Here is a 17,405-nt window from a genome sequence, read left to right as displayed (position 1 = left end):
TGCGCGACATGCATTAACGACCCAAACCCTCGCGGCGGCGAACGAGGGATTGAAGCACTGCCGCCAGAACGATGATCGCGGCGGTCGCGAGCAGCTGCATGGCGGGGGTGATGTTGTTGAGCTGCAGGATGTTGGCGAGTGCGCCGAGCATGATGGTGCCGGCGACGGTGCCGACCATGGAGCCGGCGCCGCCGAACAGGCTGGTGCCGCCGATGACCACGGCGGCGATGGCCGTCAGCTCATAGCCCATGCCGTCATTGGCGCTGCCGAAATTGAACTGGCCGGCGTGGACGATGCCGGCAAGGGCGGCGGCAAAGCCGGTGATGGCGTAGACCGAGATCTTCACCATCGACACCGGCACGCCGGAAATGCGCGCGGCGCGCTCATTGCCGCCGACGGCAAAGACATAGCGCCCGAAGCGCGTGGTGTTGAGCACGATGGTGGCGATTGCGGCAAAGACGATGAAGACCAGGGTGGCCACCGGCACGGTGTTGTTGAACAGCCGCTCGCCAAGCACGGCGAACACAGGCGGCGCGAGGCCCGGCCCGTCGCCATAGGAAATGTTGATGTACTGGTTGCCCGACACGACGAGCGCGAGGCCGCGCGCGGCCTGCAGGCCGGCCAGCGTGACGATGAAGGGTTCCAGCCGGAAGCGGGTGGAGATGGTGCCCTGGATGGCGCCGAAGACGATGCCCATGGCGAGCACGGCGAGGATGGTGGGGATCAGGCCGAAGCCGCCGGAGATCATCATCGATGCGGTGACGACGCTGGAGAGGCCCAGCACCGCGCCGACCGAAAGGTCGATGCCGGCGGTGATGATGACGAAGGTCATGCCGATGGCGATGATGCCGGTCTCCGACACGGCGCGCACGATGTTGGCGATGTTGTCGGGGTTGAGGAACAGTATCTCGCCATGGCGGCGTGGCGAGAAGATGATGCCGCCGATCGCCACCAGCACCAGGCCGATCAGGCTCTGGAAGCGCACGATGAGCGCCAGCGGATCGCGATGTTTTCGGGGCGCCGTCACGGGTGCGCCTGCCACCGAAATCTTCTCGTCAGACATCAGGCCTCCTGCCGTTTGCCGCGGCCAGCACCGTGTGCTCGTCGACGCCGCCCATGAATTCCGCCACATTGCGCCCTTGGCGCAGCACCACGATGCGGTCGCACAGACCGATCAGTTCCGGCATCTCACTGGACGCGACCAGAATGCCGAGCCCTTGCGCCGCGAGTGCCCTGAGCCGCGCGTAGATCTCGCCCTTGGCGCCGACATCGACGCCACGCGTCGGCTCGTCGAGCAGAAGCAGGCGCGGGTTGCCGAGGATCTCCTTGGCCAGCACCACCTTCTGCTGGTTGCCGCCGGACAGTGCGCCGACCGCGATATCAGGGTTCTTCGGCCGGATATCGAACTGGCTGAAGGATTCCTTCACCGCCTCGGCCTGACGCCGCGGCGACACCAGCCAGTTCGGCGAAATTCTGGATATGACCGACATCACCAGATTGAGGCCGACGGCCATGCGCAGCATCAGGCCCGAGCCCCGGCGGTCGTCGGTGACGAAGGCGATGCCCGCGTGGCGGGCGGCCTTGATGGAGTCAAGTTTCACCGGCTTGCCCGATATGGCGACCTCGCCCTCCCAGCGACCGGACAGGCCGGTGCCATAGAGGGCGGACAAGAGTTCGGTGCGCCCTGCCCCCATAATGCCGGCAAGGCCGACGATCTCGCCTTCATGCACGTCGAGCGACACGCCTTGCGGCGCCTGCCAGCCGGCGCTGTCGCGGGCGAGCCGAAAGCTCGCATCGCGCAGGCTGAGCAGCGGTTTGCCGGCCCCTTTGGCGCGCTGCGGATAGAGTTCGTCCAGCGGACGCCCGACCAGCAGCCGCACCAGCTCGGCCTGCGGCGCGTGCGGTTCGGTGATCCCGGCGACACGGCCGTCGCGCATCACCGTCACCCGGTCGGCAATGCCTGGCACTTCCTCCAACCGGTGCGAGATGTAGACGATGCCGACGCCGGTGGCGGCGAGCTTGCGCATGATGTCGAACAGGCGGTCGACTTCGCCCACGGTGAGTGCGGCCGTCGGCTCGTCCATGATCAGCACGCGCGAGGCATAGGACAGCGCCTTGACGATCGCCACCACCTGGCGCTGGCCGATCGACAAATCCGCCACCATCGCCCCTGGATCGATGGCGATCTCGATCGCCTCCAGCCGCTTCTTCGCCTCGCGGCGCATCGCCGGCACGTCGAGGAAGCCGCCCGGGCGCATCAGTTCGCGGCCGAGGAACAGATTGGCCGCGACATCGAGCGACGGCACGAGGTCGAGCTCCTGAAAAATGGTGGCGATGCCGGCGGCCTGCGCTTCGCGCGGGTTGTTGAAGCGCACGGGTTTGCCGTCGATCTCGATCGTGCCTTCGTCCGGCGTGTAGACGCCCGACAACAGGTTCATCAGCGTCGACTTGCCGGCGCCGTTTTCGCCGAGCAGCGCGTGGATTTCGCCCGCCTTGAGGTCGAAATCGACGCCGCGCAACGCCTGCACGCCGCCGAAGCGTTTGACCGCGCCGGTCATCACCAGAAGCGGCGCGGTCATTTCGGCCTCCCGCAGGATTGGCGGGTCTGCAGCGTCGCCTGCAGCCGCACGGCTTGGGGCGGCGCTTCGCTCGAGGCGATGCGGGCGCTGAGCAGTGCCGCGGCCTGGCGGCCGATCTCGGTGCAGGGCTGCTCGACCAGCGTCAGCCGTGGCTCGAAACAGTCGGCCCATTCGAAATCGTCGAAGCCGACCAGCGACAGATCGCGCGGGATCGAAAGACCCTTTTCGCGGATGGCGCGGACTGCCCCGATCGTCGTCATGTTGTTGCCGGTGACCAATGCGGTGGGCGGCGTGGGCAGCGACAGGATCGCATGCGTTGATGCGGTCGCCGCCGCCGTGTCGACATTCTCCGGCGAGACATAGTGCGGCACGCTTTCAAGTCCATTGGCGGCGAGCGAAGCCTGGAATGCCTCGATGCGCTCGCGCGTCGTCGCCAGCCCCGGCTGTCCGGCGATGTAGCCGATGCGCTTGTGGCCGAAGGAGGCGACATGGTCGATCAGCGCGCGCATCGCCGTGTCGTTCTCGACGCCGATCTGATCGAAGCGGTCGTCGGCGAAGCGGTCGATCAAAACGCACGGCACTTTCTTGTCGGCGAGATAGTCGATGGCGCGTTGCGGCGAACCCGACGGCGCCAGGATGACGCCGTCGACGCGGCGCTGATGGAAGGCGCGCACCACTTGCAGCTCGCGGTCCGGGTCTTCCTGCGTGTCGGAGAGAAACACCATCAGGCCGAGGCGCGCGCATTCGGCCTCGACCGCGCAGATGATGTCGGTGAAATAGGGATTGGAGATCGCCGAGATCGCCAGGCCGACGCTGTTGGTGGTTGAGGCCTTCAGCGACCGCGCCAGCTCGTTGGGCTGATAGCCCATGGCGGCAATGGCGTCGTTGATCAGCTTCGCCTTCTCCAGCGAAACGAAGCGCGTGTTGTTGACGACATGCGAGACGGTCGACACCGACACGCCGGCGCGCCGCGCCACTTCAGCCATTGTCGGCAAGACAATTCAGCGCCTGCAAGCGCTCCTCCCTATGCGTTTCCGGTCCGCTCTGATGGCGGATTTCGGAGAAGCTTAAGGTGATCGAAACGTTTGCGCAATCGATTCGATGGATTTTTTTCGTGGAAGCTGCTGATCTCCCCCCTCGTGGGGGAGATGGCCGGCAGGCCAGAGGGGGGCGCTGTCCCGCCAGCGTGTCAGCGTGTTGGAAGTGTCTGATTGTCGAGAGGAAAAAGCGGCCGGCCGGTTCGCGAGGTTGGCGATCCTTCGCGCCCCCCTCTGCCCTGCCGGGCATCTCCCCCACGAGGGGGGAGATCGGCAGCGCTCAGCGTCAGCGCCCAGCAAACTCCGCCACCAGCCCCTCATACGCCTCAAGCGTCGGCAACGCCTCGTAGCTGTGCACCGCCGGCGTCTCCGCCCAGGGCAGCTTCTCGCTGGTCCATGTCTCGATGAACGGCGTGAACCAGCCGGGTTCGTCGAGCATGGTCGGGCGCAGATTGACGAACCAGTCGAGCCCTTCGGGTCGGGTGAACATCCATGTCATGCAGTAGCCGCAGAAATAGTGTTTTGACGCGCCGTGCAGGCCGCCAATCACCGGCTCGCCTTGGGTGATCTCGAAGCCCTCCGAGGGAATGGCGGCGCTCAGCGAATAGGCGCTGGCCGACATGGTCTGGCAGCCGGTGCAATGGCAGGCCATCGTCAAAAGCGGCTTTGCGGAAATTTTCAGCCGCACGCGTCCGCAGCGACAGCCGCCTTCGGCCGGCAAGGTCAGGGTTGGCAAGGCAGCCTCCTGTCTTCTTGGCGGCGGCGCTTCAGCTGCCGGTCAGCGCCTTGGTCGTCACCAGCGTGGCGCCGGCATCGGTGAAGTCGGCATTGTACCGGGCGATAATCTCGGCAGCGGTTGCGTCGGGCGTATCCAGCGTGGAATGGGCATCGGACACGACGGTGACGGCAAGGCCTTCGGCCAAAGCGCCCTTGACGGTGCCGGCGATGCAGAAATCGGTCTGCGCGCCGGCGAGCACGACTTCATCAGCACCCTGCCCGGCCACCCAGGCGCCAAGGTCGGGATTGGAGAAGGCGTTGCGGACGCTCTTGGAGAAGGTCGGCTCGTCCTTGGCCTGGCCGAGTTCCGGCCATACCGGCCAGCCCGGCTCGCCCGGCGCCAGCGGATCGCCGGCCGGCCCGTCATGCCTGACGAACGCGACCTTTCTGCCGCTGCGCCGCGCCCAGTCGATCAGGGAGCGGGTGCGCTGGGCAATGCCCGGCGCATCGTGGATCGGCGGCTCGACGCACCCGTCGAACATGTTGGTCTGGAGATCGATGACGATGAGGGGAGCGAGTTTTGGCATGGCGCGAAGATAGCGCGGGAGGTGTGCGGGTCAAGCAGGGGGAGATGTCGCCGAAGGCGACAGAGGGGGTCGCCGCGCGTGAAGCGCTAACCCTCATCTGTCGCAGGAGGCCGAGCCCGGTCGAGCCGACCCCCTCTGGCCTGCCGGCCATCTCCCCCTCGAGGGGGGAGAATCGCTCACCCGATCCCACCCATCACGACATAGTCGCCGGCGGTGCGTCCGTCTTCGAGCCGCACGATTGCAGTGACGATCGAACCGTAAGCGCCGCGCCAAACGCTGTGCGTCCGCTCATGCTCAACAGCTGGCACCACGATGCGACCATGGAAACTTGCGCCGCTTCGCTGCATGGCGACAGGCTCGCCATTGACATGAACCTTGACGCTGGCGCTTTCCACGCCGATGGCAGCTTCGAGTTCGACCGTAACGGCGATCTCTGCCTGATCTCCCAGATCTCTCGTCTCGGCAGCAATCGTGAGCGTCAGCGGCGACGCATCGTTGGCCCTCAATCCATTGCGCGTCGCAAACATATCATCCGCCAGCGCCGGCGTACGCGGCGGGGCGGTGCGGCGTTTGGTGGAGCGTTCGAAATCGCCGGCGAATTGCAGCAGCCTGACATCGTCATAGGCCTTGCCCGCGAAAGTCAGCCCGACCGGCATGCCGATATCGGTCATCGTGCCCATCGGCACGGTGACGGTCGGGATGCCGAGATGGCGCCAGACCAGATTGCCGTTGGCGACCCAGGTGCCGTTGCGCCAGGCAAGGTCTGCCGAGGCTTCGTTGACGTCGGCATCGGCCGGCCCGACATCGGCGACCGCCGGCAGCACCACCGCGTCGAGCTTATGCTCATCGAGCCAGTCCTCGAAATCGATGCGCCGCGTTGCCTCAAGCCCCTTGAGCCCTTCCGCCAGAGTGGGAATGTCCCGGAGCGGCGTCACGCCCTGCCTGGCCCGGGTGACATAGTCGGCCAGATCGAAACCGTCGTCGCCATAGCGATCCGGCAGCGTGCCCGGCGGCTGCGGGAAGATTTTGGGGCCGTCGACCGAAGCCAGATCGGGGATGGCGGGATCGGCATTGGCGCGCAAAAAATCGTCCCAGCCCCAGATGCACAGATCCCAGATTTCGCGCTCGGCGAAGGCTGCCGGGACCAGTCCGCGCTCGACCATGGACTTTGCGCCCGGACGGTCGCGCTCGTAATTGGAGACGACAGGAAAATCGACCTCGACCACTTCCGCGCCGAGCTTTTCCAGATCGCTTGCCGCCTGCCGCCAGAGGTCGACCACCGAGGTGCGGGTCTCGATCGGCTTTGTCGCTTCCGGGTCGCTGCCGATATACATTTTCGGCACGCCGAGGCGCTTGCCTTTCAACGAGCCTTCCAGCCTGAGCGCGGCGTAGCTTGGGGGCTTCAGATCAGCGCTTTTCGGGATCGGCACCCAGGGCTGCACGCGCCAGAAATCGCCGCGCGTCTCGGCGTCGTCGGCGACGATGACATCAAGCAGTTCCAGCATATCGGCCATGCCGCGCGTGTGCGGCACCACCACATCCATGGTCGGCACCAGCGGCCAGTTGCCCCGGACCGAGATGATGCCGCGCGACGGCGTATAGGCGACCAGCGCATTGTTGGAAGCCGGCGCGCGGCCCGACGACCATGTCTCTTCGCCGAGCCCGAAGGCGGCAAAGCTGGCGGCGGTGGCCGTACCCGAGCCGTTGGACGAGCCGGAGGCGAAGGCGGCGGTCAGGTAATCGGCGTTGTATGGGCTTTCGGCGCGGCCATAGACGCCGCGCTGCATGCCGCCATTGGCCATTGGCGGCATGTTGGTCAGCCCGATCAGCACCGCGCCGCCGGCTCGCAGCCTGGCAATGGTGAAGGCGTGATCATTGGCGACGAGATGCTCGAAAGCAGGCGAGCCGGCCGCCGCCGTCAGGCCCTTGACCTTGTAGCTGTCCTTGGCGGTATAGGGGATGCCGTCGAGCGGACCGAGCGTGACGCCATTGCGCCGCCGCAGATCGGACGCGGCAGCTTCCTCGAACATTTTGGGGTTGAGCACCGGCACGGCGTTCAGCGCAATGCCATGGCGGTCGTAATGCGCAATGCGGCTGAGGTAGGCGCCGACCAGTTCGACGCTGGTGACGGTGCCGTCTTCCAGCGCATGGCGCAGGTCGGCGATCGAGGCTTCTACGAGGTGAAGATTGGGCATGGGGATGCTCGGTTAGCGTTCCTTCACACCCCCCTCTGCCCTGCCGGGCATCTCCCCCGCAAGGGGGGAGATCGGACGTCACGCAAGCTTTCGCCAATCCACCGTCGTTCAAGAGAATGGCGTTGACGCCGAAACTGCTAATCTCCCCCCTTGCGGGGGAGATGGCTGGCAGGCCAGAGGGGGGTGTTCAAGCGACAGCGGGGTCTAGTTCCTCAGCGCCTGCGCGGGCGATTGCCGATAGGCGAGGATCGACGGCACCACGGCGGCAAGGCCCGCCACGCCAAGCAGGATCAGCACTGAGCGCATATCCTCGATGCGGAATGTTACAGGCATGGAAAAACCGCTCGCCTCGCCCATCGTATGCGCGATGGTTCGGGCGGCGAGATAGCCGAAGAGGAAACCGAGCAGGACACCGGCGCCGACGATGACAAAGGTTTCCACCCAGACGATCCCGAACACCACCGCGCGGGGCGCTCCGAAGGCGCGCAGGGCGCCGATCTGATGCCTTCGCTGGAGAACATGGACGATAACGACCAAAAGGATTGCCGCCGCGACGAGGAATTGCGCCCCGGCCGCCACCAAAGAAAGGATGCGCCTTGCATCGCCCAGGGTCCCGTAGAGCCGGGTCAGCACTTCGCCGGGGAAGACCGCCAGCGTGCGGTCGCTGCGGTATTGCTGGCGCAGCTTGTAGGCGTCGGCGATGGTGTGCGGTTTTACCAGGACGGCGGGCAGGCCGGGCGCCGAGGGATCGAGAACGGCATCGGGGTTGATCGGCGCTTCGAAACCGTGCGGTTCGGCACCATCTTTTGCGTCAACCTGCTTGACCAGTGCTGCTATTCCGGCGCGTCCATTCTCGTGCTTATGAACATGCCAGACCGCCTCGATCGGCACGATGATCGCCCGGTCCCAGGCTGTGCCAGTAGGGCTGAGGCGCCCGACAATCGTATAGGTGAAATCATTGTGGATTTCGATCGCCGCATGCAGCTGGCCGTGCGCGGGATGAAAGCGGGCACCAACGCTTTTGGGCACGGCGGCACCGACCAGCGCATCGCCAAGCAGCGCAAATGTGCGGCCCTCGGAGACGCCGCCCAGTCCATCGACCAGCGCTTGCGTGGTGCCGACGATCGGAAAGTTCTCGACAAAATCGCCAAAGCCGACAGGCGCTGCCCAGGCCACCCGCTTGTCCCTGATGAGCCCGGAGAGCACATCGCCCGGCATCAGCGACAGCGGCGCGGCCTGGAGAAATACCGAGGACAGGACCAGCTGGGTTTCGCTGCCCGGCGCGCCGATCACAAGGTCGAAGGCGTCAGCGGCTTGCGCGCTGCCCAGCCGCAGCGCCCGCTCGCTGAGCGTCACCGCAACGCCGAGTGCGGTCGCAAGCGCGATCAGCAAGGCCACGGCAGCCACGCCGATCCAGTGGCGCCTCAGATCCGCGGCGATGAAGCGGAGCATCGGCTATTCCTTTCCAGCTCAAAACGCTTCATCGCGTATGTCCTGCAAAGTCGCTGTGTCGCGCGTCACCTGGCCCGCCTCCAGACGGATGATCCGGTCCAGCCTTCCGATCAGCCGTTTTTCATGACTGGCGACGATGAGCGTCGTTCCCGCCTCGCCGGCCAATTGCAGCAAAAGGTTCGCCACGGCGATACCAGCATCGGCATCGAGGCTGGCGGTCGGCTCGTCGGCGACGATAATGCCCGGTCTGGTGACCAGCGCCCTGGCGACCGCGACCCGCTGCATCTGTCCGCGCGACATGGTTTCGACCGGCTGTCCCGGGCGCGAGATTTCGACCCGTTCGAGCAGCCGCAGTCCTTCCGCCTTCAGTTCGGCCGCGGGGCGAACCCTCGACAACCGGCCGGGCAGCAGCACGTTTTCCAGCGCCGACAGGCCGGGGCAGAGGTAAAACTCCTGCATGACCAGGCCGACATGGGCGGAACGCCAGCGGTCGCGCCTGGCTTCGGAGAGGCTGGAAAGCTCGGTATCGCTCCAGCGCACCGATCCCTGCCGTATCCTTTCCAGCCCCGTCACGATGTTGATGAACGTTGTCTTGCCCGATCCCGAAGGCCCGGTCACGGCGACTTTCTCGCCGGCCGCGATCTCCAGCGCAGGCACGGCGAGCGCCGGCTTCTCGAGGTCACGGAAGGAAACCCGCAAATCCCGCACGGACAGGCCGAGCATGATGGCTACGCCGCCCGGTAGAAATGCGCATCGACGATGCGCAAAAGGCTGACGAAGCCGGTTTCCGGATCGGTCCAGGAGCCGGTTTCCAGCCTGCCTGCCACTTCGATGAGAGCGTTTGCCTGTTCGAAGGTTTGCGCCTGGTCGAGGTAGATGACAACGATGTTGTCCGGCCAATCGGCATCGGATGAGCAGAACGGACAGAGCGCCATCGGAATCTCGGTCAGGACGAAGAATTTCGCCTCGGCCTTGAGCGGCGGCGCCATGAAACCCCGCATGGTCACATCCTGGCCGGCAAGCGTCTTGACCTTGTCGGAGAAGCTCATGCCGAGCACGCCGATCTTGGCATAGAGGTCATCGAAGGTGAGCGGCGCGGGCGCGGCCGACGCGCGGCGCAAAGCCTGGGAAAGACAGACCGTAGCCGAACCGAGCAGCATGCCGCGACGGGTGATCGGTCTGCACTCCATGATTGCTATTCCCTTGTCGATTGGCGCGGGCGCCGTCAGCGCCCGAACCATCGTCCCTGGTCGCTCCATCCGCAAGCGCCGGATGGAGCGGCCGGGATCATCATAGGCTGCACGGCTCAGTTCGTCGCCGGCGCCAGTCCGAGGGCGTCGGCGAGGACTTTATAGACGTCGCTCTCCTCCATGTAGCCCTTGAAGCCTTCCGCACCCGGACCGATGGCCTGCAGCACGACGTCATCGACGGCATGGACCGCTGTATCGGCCGACTTCGGCAGATTTCCGATGCGCAGCACGGCGCCGGGCACGTCCTTGTACTTCTCGTTGGCGACATACTGCTTGCTCTCGTTCTGCACCGCCGGCACGAACGGGCCGTCGAGCTTCGGGCGGAACGTCTCGTAATAGTCGGGGAAGTTGGCGCCGAAGATGGCCAGACGGCGCGAGACATCGACGCTGTCGGGATAACCGTCGTTGTTCTTGTCCTCGTAGTTCGGGAAGCCTGCGTCGGCATAGACACCGACCTTGTCGCGCATGTCGGGGCCTGGCTTGCTGTCGTCGATGGTGCCGATGATTGAAACGCTGTGGGTGTGGTCGCCGGTCATCACGATCATCGTGTCGGGATGGGTCTTGGCGAATTCCATCGCAACGCCGACCGCCTTGTCGAATTCGATGACCTCGACCATGGAGCGCTCCCAGTCCATCGGATGCGACATCTTGTCGACCGAGGCGCCTTCGACCATCAGGAAGAAGCCTTCGGGGTTCTTCGACAGCTCACCAAGTGCAACATTGGTCATTTGCACGAGACCCGGCTGATTGGGGAAGGTTTCCACGGTGCCCTTCTTGAGGAAGTCGCGGTCAAGCGTGACGTCCATGTTGCCGGTATGGAACAGGCCGAGGATCTTGCCGGTGTTGGTCTTGGCTGCAGCCTCGAGTTCGGTCTTGTCGGTGGCAAGGGCGTATCCGGCATCGCGGAATTTCGCGATGTAGTCAGTGTCGTCCTTGCGCTTGGAGCCGGCCGTGCTCTGCGGCAGGAAATAGGCGGAACCGCCGCCGAGGATGACGTCGGGCTGCGTCTGGTAGAACATGCCGACGATGTCGGCCTTGTCACTGCGGCTGCGGGTATGGGAGACGACGGCCGCCGGGGTGGCGTCCTCGATCTCGGCCGTCGAGACGACGCCGATCGACTTCTTGCCGGTGCGCCGCAGAGCCTCGGCGATGGTCTCGACCTTCGGGTCATCCTGGCTCGGCTTGGTGCGGTCGGCATAGACGCCGAGCGCGTTCACCGCCGTCTTGTGGCCGGTCATGTAGGCCGACATGGTGTTGGCGCTGTCGGTGGCGATCGCGTTGGTCGACGACGTGCCGATAAAGGCCATATGGTCGAGATCGTCCATGTTGAGCCGGCCGTTCGCCTTGCCTTCGGTCATGCCCTTGGACATGATCCGCGCACCGGTGCGATGCGCAACGGAGAGGCCGTCGCCAAGCAGGAAGATGACGTTCTTGGCGCGCGGGGTCGCCGAGGTTCCGAACACCTCCCATTTGACGGACTTGGTCTCGTCGCCAGCCTTGGCTTCGATCTCATAGGTGCCGGGCTGGGCGATGCTGGCAGCGCGGATCAAAATGGCGGAGGCATCGACCCCCTCTTCCTTCTCAACGAACTCGACCTTTTTGCCGAGGACCTCTTCGGCCGGCTTGCCGTTGATCGTCACCGTGACCTGGTCGGGGGTGACGACCTTGTCGAATTCGACCTTCAGGTCGAAAGGAGACTGGGCGAGGATGGTGGCGCGGTCGAGAGGATAGATCGTGGCAGCACCAGCAGCGCTGGCAAGACTTGTCGTAACGGCAAGCGCGATGAGGGGGCGAAGCATAAGTGACCTCCAAAATTGACTGATAAAAGGCAGTTTTTGGTAGTCGTTGCCGATGTCCGTTATATGACAAAACCTCTCCGGGGCCGCTCACATTTCTGCGTCATCCGAAGCCGGTTGAGAATCGGGAGTGAACGCTGGCGATGCAGCGTGCGCTTGTATTGCCGGCCATTCCGTGCGGCGAATATGCGACCTAATCAGCACCCTTACTGCGGCGCACCGGCGAAAAGGATTTCGCCGTCGCCTGTCGCCGGCCAGTCCCTGATGGTGCGGTCGTCGCCGCCGGTCAGCAGCGTTCCGTCGGGCGCGAAGGCGACGGCGTAGATCGGGCCGGTGCGGCTGTCGAACATGGCGATCTGGTTACCGGTGTCGACGTCCCACAGCCGCGCCGTGCCGTCGAGCGAGCCGGAGGCCAGTCGCTTGCCGTCGTCCGACAGCACCAGCGTGTAGACGGTGCCTTCGTGGCCTTCGAAGCGGCGCAGTTGCCTAAACGTGTCGAGGTCCCAGAGCTTGATCGTATAGTCGCCGCTGCCGGTGATGACGTGATGGCCGTCGGCGGTGAAGACGGCGCCGTAGGTGCCCTGCTCGTGGCCGTGCCAGCTGCGCAATTGCTTGCCGCTTTCGACGTCCCAGAATTTCAACGTGCCGTCGATGGAGCCGCTCAGCGCGCGTGTGCCGTCGGGCGAGATGGCGACAGTGCTTATCGGCCAGTCGTGCCCGGTCATCACATGCAGTGCTGACTTGTTCACCAGGTCCCAGACGATGACATTGCCGGTGTCGTGGCCGCTGACGGCACGCTTGCCGTCCTGGCTGATGGCCAGCTTGCGCACGCCGCCATTCTGCCCCGACGAGAACACATGCAGCACAGTGCCGTCGGCGAGCTTTCGCAGCACGATTTCGCCGTCGTCGCCGGCGGTCAGCGCGGTGGCGCCGTCGGGCATGAAGAGGGCCGTGCGCGCCATGTCCTTGTGCTCGCCGAGATTGCGGATCAGCCGCTTGCCGGCGATGTCCCAGAGCTTGATCATGTGGTCGGTGCTGGCGCTCATGATGTCGCGGCCATCGGCTGACACGGCGAGCCAGACGACGGCGTCGCGGTGACCGTCGGGCTCGGTCGGCAGTGGTGGTTCGGCCGGAGGCAAGGGCGCGACCGTTTCCGGCGGTGTTGGAAGTGCGGCTTGTGGCGGTGTGGCTGGAGCCGGCGGCGGGGCCGCTTCCGGTGGCGGGGTTGCCGGAGCAAGTGCGACGTCAGGTGGCTGTGGCGGCGCAGGCGGCGCCGGCTCCGGCGGTTTGGCTGCCTGCACGGGCGGCGTTGGCTCAGGCGGGATAGCGATCGGCGGCGAACTCGGCGGAGTTGGCGGCGCCGCCAGGTCGGGCGGAACACTGGCGATATCCTGACCCTTCGGCTCGGCCTTGGGTTCCTTCGGGGCGGCCACCTCGCCGCCCGGAGCGGAGCGATGAACCAGCCATGGGCCGAATCGATCGGCCAGCAACGCCAGAACGACAAGCGCCGGCAGAACCAGGAAAACTTGCCGCAGCCTCGGTCTGCCGGGATTTTGTACCTCAGCGGCCCGGCCGAACAGCGGTGCTCCGGACAGGTGGGCCGAACCGCGCGGCAACAGCCCGGCAAAGAACAACAGCGCCCCGATCTCGCAGACCACGCCTGCCACGAAAAGGGCCACGGAGCGCATGGACGCGAGGGATGTCGCGATGCTTGCGTCGCCCTGCGCCAGACGCAGCATGGCGAAGCAACCAACGCCGATAACCAGCAAGACCAGCGCGAGCAGCCTGTCGGCACCCCTGTTCATTGGCTCTCTTCCCCAGGCCGCGTGCTGTGCGGCCGCCCTGTCACGAAACTAGCAATGAAACGCGTAACGCAAAATGCCAAGTATGAAAGTGGCTGACATCACGCTGCTACTTCAATTCCACCCATACCGGCGCGTGGTCGCTGGCGCCGTCCTCGCCGCGAACATCGCGATCGATGCCGGCAGCGGTGAGGCGGCGCGCCAGTTTCTTCGACAGCAAAATGTGGTCGAGCCTCAAGCCGGCGTCACGCGGCCAGCGGTTGCGGCGGTAGTCCCAGAATGTGTAGAGCGTCTCCTTAGGATGTTTCTTGCGCAACGCATCCGTCCAGCCCTGATCGAGCAACCGCTGGAACGACGCGCGGCTTTCCGGCTGCACCAGCGCGTTGTCGTCATAGGACCGGGTGGCGTAGATGTCGCGCGGCTCGGGCACGATGTTGTAGTCGCCGACCAGCGCCACCGGCAGGCCGGTGTCGAACAGCTGTTCGGCATGTGCTTCCAGCCTTTCATGCCAGGCCAGCTTGTACTGGAATTTCGGCCCCGGCTGCGGGTTGCCGTTGGGCGCATAAAGGCATGCGATGACGACACCCGACACCGCCGCTTCGATGTAGCGGCTCTGCCTGTCGGAGTCATCGCCGGGCAGCGCGTCCGCGGTCAGCACCGGCTCGGATCCTCGCGCCAGTATGGCAACGCCGTTCCAGGTCGGCTCGCCCTTCCACACCGCGCCATAGCCGCCGTCTGCCAACGCCGTGCGCGGAAACTGCATGTCGCGCGCCTTCAGCTCTTGCAGGCAGACGACATCGGGTTTGGCTGACGCCAGCCATGCCAGCAGGTTTTGCAGCCGGCTGTTGATGTTGTTGATGTTGAAGGAGGCGAGTTTCATTTGGCGATCAGAAGACGATCCGCCCCGCCCACGCCTTCACCGTCTCGGCCAGCGTCTTCAGATGATCCGCCGTTGAGAAGCCGGAAATCGCCTTGCGCGGCTTCAGATCGTGGTCGCCGTCCTCCAGCCAGATCACTTCGATTGCGTGGGAAAGGCCGTAGGTCGCGACCTCTTCCCTGGTGCCGAACTCGTCGCGCGTGCCCTGGAAGACCAGCGTCGGTGTCTTGAGACCGGCGAGATGTTTGGTCCTGAGTTGCTCCGGCTTGGCCGGCGGATGGAAGGGATAGCCGAGGCAGACGAGGCCTGAAATCTCGCCTTTGGCAAACATCTCGTCGGCGACCATCGAGGCGACGCGCCCGCCCATCGACTTGCCGCCGATGATGAGTGGACCGGCAACGCCCCTCGCCCTGAGGTCGGCGATCGCCTTGATGTATTCCGGGTTCACCGTCTCGGCGCGCGGCGGCGGCTTGCGCTGGCCGTAGCGGCGCGCCGCCATATAGTGAAATTCGAAGCGCGCGACCTGGAAGCCGGCCGCGGCCAGCGCCTTGGCGGTGGCGGTCATCGAAGGGGAATCCATCGACGCACCGGCGCCGTGAGCGAGCAGGATGGTGACGGGGGCGGTGTCGAAGCCGTCGAAGAGGAAGGTGGTCATGGGGCGGCCTTTCGCGCGACAGCGAGGCTGCTGATCTCCCCCCTCGTGGGGGAGATGCCCGGCAGGGCAGAGGGGGGCGCGAAGGAACGCAGGCCTTCAATCAGACCTCTCCGGAACAATGCGTTTTGAAATGGGTCGATGTGTCGGCGGGACAGCGCCCCCCTCTGTCCTGCCGGACATCTCCCCCACAAGGGGGGAGATTGGCCGTCATCTCGGCCTTCGCCAATCATCGTCACCCCACCGTCCTCGCCATCTGCAAATCCACGAACTGTATCCCCTTGGCCGCCGTCCGGGCCCATTCGCTGTCAGCATCGAGTTCGAGATAGCGCGCCCAGTTCCGCCGTGCCTCTGCCAGATTGCCGGCGTCGAACTCCAGACGGGCAAGATTGAACACCGGATCGGCATAAGTCTTGTCGAGGGCGATCGCTTTCTGCAGGTGCCGGCGCGCCGATGCTACCTTGCCCTGATCGCTCATCAGCCCGGCGAGGTTGAACCAGGCCTCGACGAAGGCCGGGTCGAGCTTTATCGCCCTTGCATAGTCATGAGCGGCCTCGCTGACACGGCCGGCGCCGCGCAGGCAGTTGGCGCGGTTGAAGGCGGCGATGGCGTCGCTCGGATCGATGCTGAGGCAGCGCTGGTAAAGGGTCGCGGCCTGCTCGTGGTCGCCCTGTTCCTCCGCGCTTTCAGCCTCGGCGAACAAGTCCTCCAACGTGTCGTCGCCGGCTGCGCTGCCGAGGTCGAACAGCAGCTGGCCGTCGAGTTCGCTTTGGCCGCCTTCGAGATAGATCGCATCGGGCCGGCCATGTTGCGAGCCGACATTGAGCGATTTGGCGGTGAGCGAGGCGACCGGGCCGGAGCGGTGCACAGAGCGCGCAATCGCGCCCCATGACGCGCCGCCGGCGACCAGCCCGGCATATTTGCGGGCGAGGATCAGGTCGCGGAAGGAATAGGGTTCGCCATCATGCTCGAAAGCGTCGAACAGGCTGAGCAGGTCGAGATCGGTGCCCGACAGTTTCGACTGGTCGATGAGCGATTGCCTGGACAGCGACGACGCCTCGGGCGCCTTCATCAGGCCGAGCAGGCGCAGAAAGCCGTTCTCGCTGAGGAGTGTGCGGCCGGCGGCGCGCTCGGCTGAGACACGGCGCTCGATCTCGGCATCGCCTGCCTTGGCGATGCCCGCTTTGGCGAGAAGCGTGCGCCCAAACACGATATGGCTGGTGCGCCTGGTGACGCCGCGCCGCAACTGGCCGTGCCGGCGCTCGACCTCGCGCGCGGCCAGCCGCAACGGAAACGCCGCCAGGGCGCCGATGCTGCCGAAAACGGCGCCGGGGATTATACCGGTCGGCGCCGTCACCCTTTGCTCTTGCCGACGGCCTTGAGCAGGTTGGCCTTCAACGGGTTTTCCTTGGCTGCGCCGGCCTTACCCTTGGCGGCTGGCTTTTCAGCCTCGTCAGCCTTGCTCTTCGACTTGGCGGGCGGCTTGGCGGACTGCGAGAGGCTGGCCTTGAGCGCATCCATCAGGTTGATGACATTGCCGCGTTCGGGAGCCGCCGCGATGATCGGCTTGTGACCTTTGAGCTTCTCGCGGATCATCTGCATCAGCGCGACCTCGTAGCGGTCCTCGTAGTTCTTCGGGTCGAAGGTGGTTTCTTTCTGCTTGATCAGCGCCTCGGCCAATTGCAGCATTTCGGGGTCGGGCTTGCCGGCCGGGATGTTGCCGAAATATTCAGCCGTGCCACGCACTTCGTTCGGGTTCCTCAAGGTGCAGACGAACATGCCGTTCTCGCGCGAACCGATCGTCACCACGCGCTCGCGGCTGGACAGAACAAGCCGGGCGATGGCGAGCTTGCCGGACTTGCGCATCGCTTCGCGCAGCACGGCGAAGGTCTCCTCGGCCATGGCGCCATCCGGCGCCATGTAATAGGGCGCGTCCTGATAGATGACGTCGACCTCGTCTTCGTCGACGAAAGCCTCGATGTTCATCGTGTGGTTGGATTCTATGCGCACCGCTTCGAGGTCGGCATCATCGATGATGATGTACTGCTTGTCCTCGTACTCGTAGCCCTTGACCAGATCCGAACGCTCGACCAGGCCGAGTTCAGGGTCGACCGGCTTCATGTTGATGCGGTTGTGGGTCTTCTTGTGCAGCTGATTGAACGTGATGCGCTCGCTGGTCGTCGTTGCCGGATAGAGCCGGACCGGACAGCTGACGAGGCTGAGCTTGAGGTAACCTTTCCAACTTGCCCTGGGCGCCATGAACTCTCTCCTACGCGGCCACGCACTGACATTTTGCTTGAGCACGATCTTATCCGAAAACCGGTTCCCACTTTTCGGGATCATGCTCTTTGCAGCGCTTTTCGTCCGTAGGACGATTGGCGCCGAGAAAATCCTACACCGACCCCGCACGATACAGGCAAATCCCTAGCGAAATCTTCCAGCCGCCTCGGAGGTCCAAGGT

15 protein-coding genes are annotated in these 17,405 nt (G+C 65.0%); all 15 read right to left on the bottom strand.

The annotated features are described in order from the left end of the window. Positions 1 to 13 precede the first annotated feature (13 nt). A complete protein-coding gene (locus AC1D1N_RS27845; RefSeq protein WP_477352349.1) occupies positions 14 to 1,063 on the bottom strand; it encodes an ABC transporter permease in 1,050 nt (349 codons plus the stop codon). Further along, complete coding sequence (locus AC1D1N_RS27840; RefSeq protein ID WP_477352347.1) at positions 1,056 to 2,579, bottom strand: sugar ABC transporter ATP-binding protein; 1,524 nt, start codon at positions 2,577 to 2,579, stop codon at positions 1,056 to 1,058. Before AC1D1N_RS27840 ends, AC1D1N_RS27845 begins: the two co-directional genes overlap by 8 nt. Beyond that, positions 2,576 to 3,574: a LacI family DNA-binding transcriptional regulator gene (locus AC1D1N_RS27835; RefSeq protein WP_477352345.1), complete on the bottom strand. Its 999-nt coding sequence runs from the start codon at positions 3,572 to 3,574 to the stop codon at positions 2,576 to 2,578. The genes AC1D1N_RS27840 and AC1D1N_RS27835 overlap by 4 nt, the downstream gene beginning before the upstream one ends. A 328-nt stretch (positions 3,575 to 3,902) precedes the next feature. Further along, the gene (locus AC1D1N_RS27830; RefSeq protein WP_477352343.1) at positions 3,903 to 4,352 is read right to left on the bottom strand and encodes a GFA family protein; all 450 of its coding nucleotides are present in this window, start codon (positions 4,350 to 4,352) and stop codon (positions 3,903 to 3,905) included. Positions 4,353 to 4,383: 31 nt separating this feature from the next. Beyond that, positions 4,384 to 4,920, bottom strand: a complete 537-nt coding sequence (locus tag AC1D1N_RS27825; RefSeq protein WP_477352341.1) for a cysteine hydrolase family protein — start codon at positions 4,918 to 4,920, stop codon at positions 4,384 to 4,386. 176 nt (positions 4,921 to 5,096) lie between these two features. After that, positions 5,097 to 7,115 (bottom strand): amidase, encoded by a 2,019-nt coding sequence (locus AC1D1N_RS27820; protein ID WP_477352339.1) that lies wholly within the window; start codon positions 7,113 to 7,115, stop codon positions 5,097 to 5,099. A 204-nt stretch (positions 7,116 to 7,319) separates the two neighbouring features. Further along, positions 7,320 to 8,567, bottom strand: coding sequence for an ABC transporter permease (locus tag AC1D1N_RS27815; protein WP_477352337.1), 1,248 nt, complete (start codon positions 8,565 to 8,567; stop codon positions 7,320 to 7,322). Between the two features lie 18 nt (positions 8,568 to 8,585). Then, a complete protein-coding gene (locus tag AC1D1N_RS27810) occupies positions 8,586 to 9,290 on the bottom strand; it encodes an ABC transporter ATP-binding protein (RefSeq protein WP_477352335.1) in 705 nt (234 codons plus the stop codon). A gap of 5 nt (positions 9,291 to 9,295) precedes the next feature. Then, positions 9,296 to 9,757, bottom strand: a complete 462-nt coding sequence (locus AC1D1N_RS27805) for a hypothetical protein (RefSeq protein WP_436259345.1) — start codon at positions 9,755 to 9,757, stop codon at positions 9,296 to 9,298. A 116-nt stretch (positions 9,758 to 9,873) separates the two neighbouring features. Continuing rightward, on the bottom strand, positions 9,874 to 11,616 hold the full coding sequence (locus tag AC1D1N_RS27800) for an alkaline phosphatase (protein WP_477352333.1): 1,743 nt from the start codon (positions 11,614 to 11,616) through the stop codon (positions 9,874 to 9,876). A gap of 203 nt (positions 11,617 to 11,819) precedes the next feature. Beyond that, the gene (locus AC1D1N_RS27795) at positions 11,820 to 13,418 is read right to left on the bottom strand and encodes a WD40 repeat domain-containing protein (protein WP_477352331.1); all 1,599 of its coding nucleotides are present in this window, start codon (positions 13,416 to 13,418) and stop codon (positions 11,820 to 11,822) included. A 106-nt stretch (positions 13,419 to 13,524) separates the two neighbouring features. Continuing rightward, positions 13,525 to 14,295 carry an exodeoxyribonuclease III gene (locus AC1D1N_RS27790; protein ID WP_477352329.1) on the bottom strand — a complete coding sequence of 257 codons (771 nt, stop codon included), beginning with the start codon at positions 14,293 to 14,295 and terminating at the stop codon, positions 13,525 to 13,527. A gap of 7 nt (positions 14,296 to 14,302) precedes the next feature. Next, positions 14,303 to 14,947 carry an alpha/beta hydrolase family protein gene (locus AC1D1N_RS27785; RefSeq protein ID WP_477352327.1) on the bottom strand — a complete coding sequence of 215 codons (645 nt, stop codon included), beginning with the start codon at positions 14,945 to 14,947 and terminating at the stop codon, positions 14,303 to 14,305. A gap of 232 nt (positions 14,948 to 15,179) precedes the next feature. Then, positions 15,180 to 16,301: a tetratricopeptide repeat protein gene (locus AC1D1N_RS27780; RefSeq protein ID WP_477352325.1), complete on the bottom strand. Its 1,122-nt coding sequence runs from the start codon at positions 16,299 to 16,301 to the stop codon at positions 15,180 to 15,182. Beyond that, positions 16,298 to 17,203, bottom strand: a complete 906-nt coding sequence (gene ku / locus AC1D1N_RS27775) for a non-homologous end joining protein Ku (RefSeq protein ID WP_477352323.1) — start codon at positions 17,201 to 17,203, stop codon at positions 16,298 to 16,300. Before ku ends, AC1D1N_RS27780 begins: the two co-directional genes overlap by 4 nt. Positions 17,204 to 17,405: the final 202 nt, after the last annotated feature.

The organism is Mesorhizobium sp. P2_B5, from assembly GCF_056404775.1.
The sequence above is the reverse complement of the archived record's forward strand: the minus strand, read 5'-3'. Positions and strand labels throughout refer to the sequence as shown.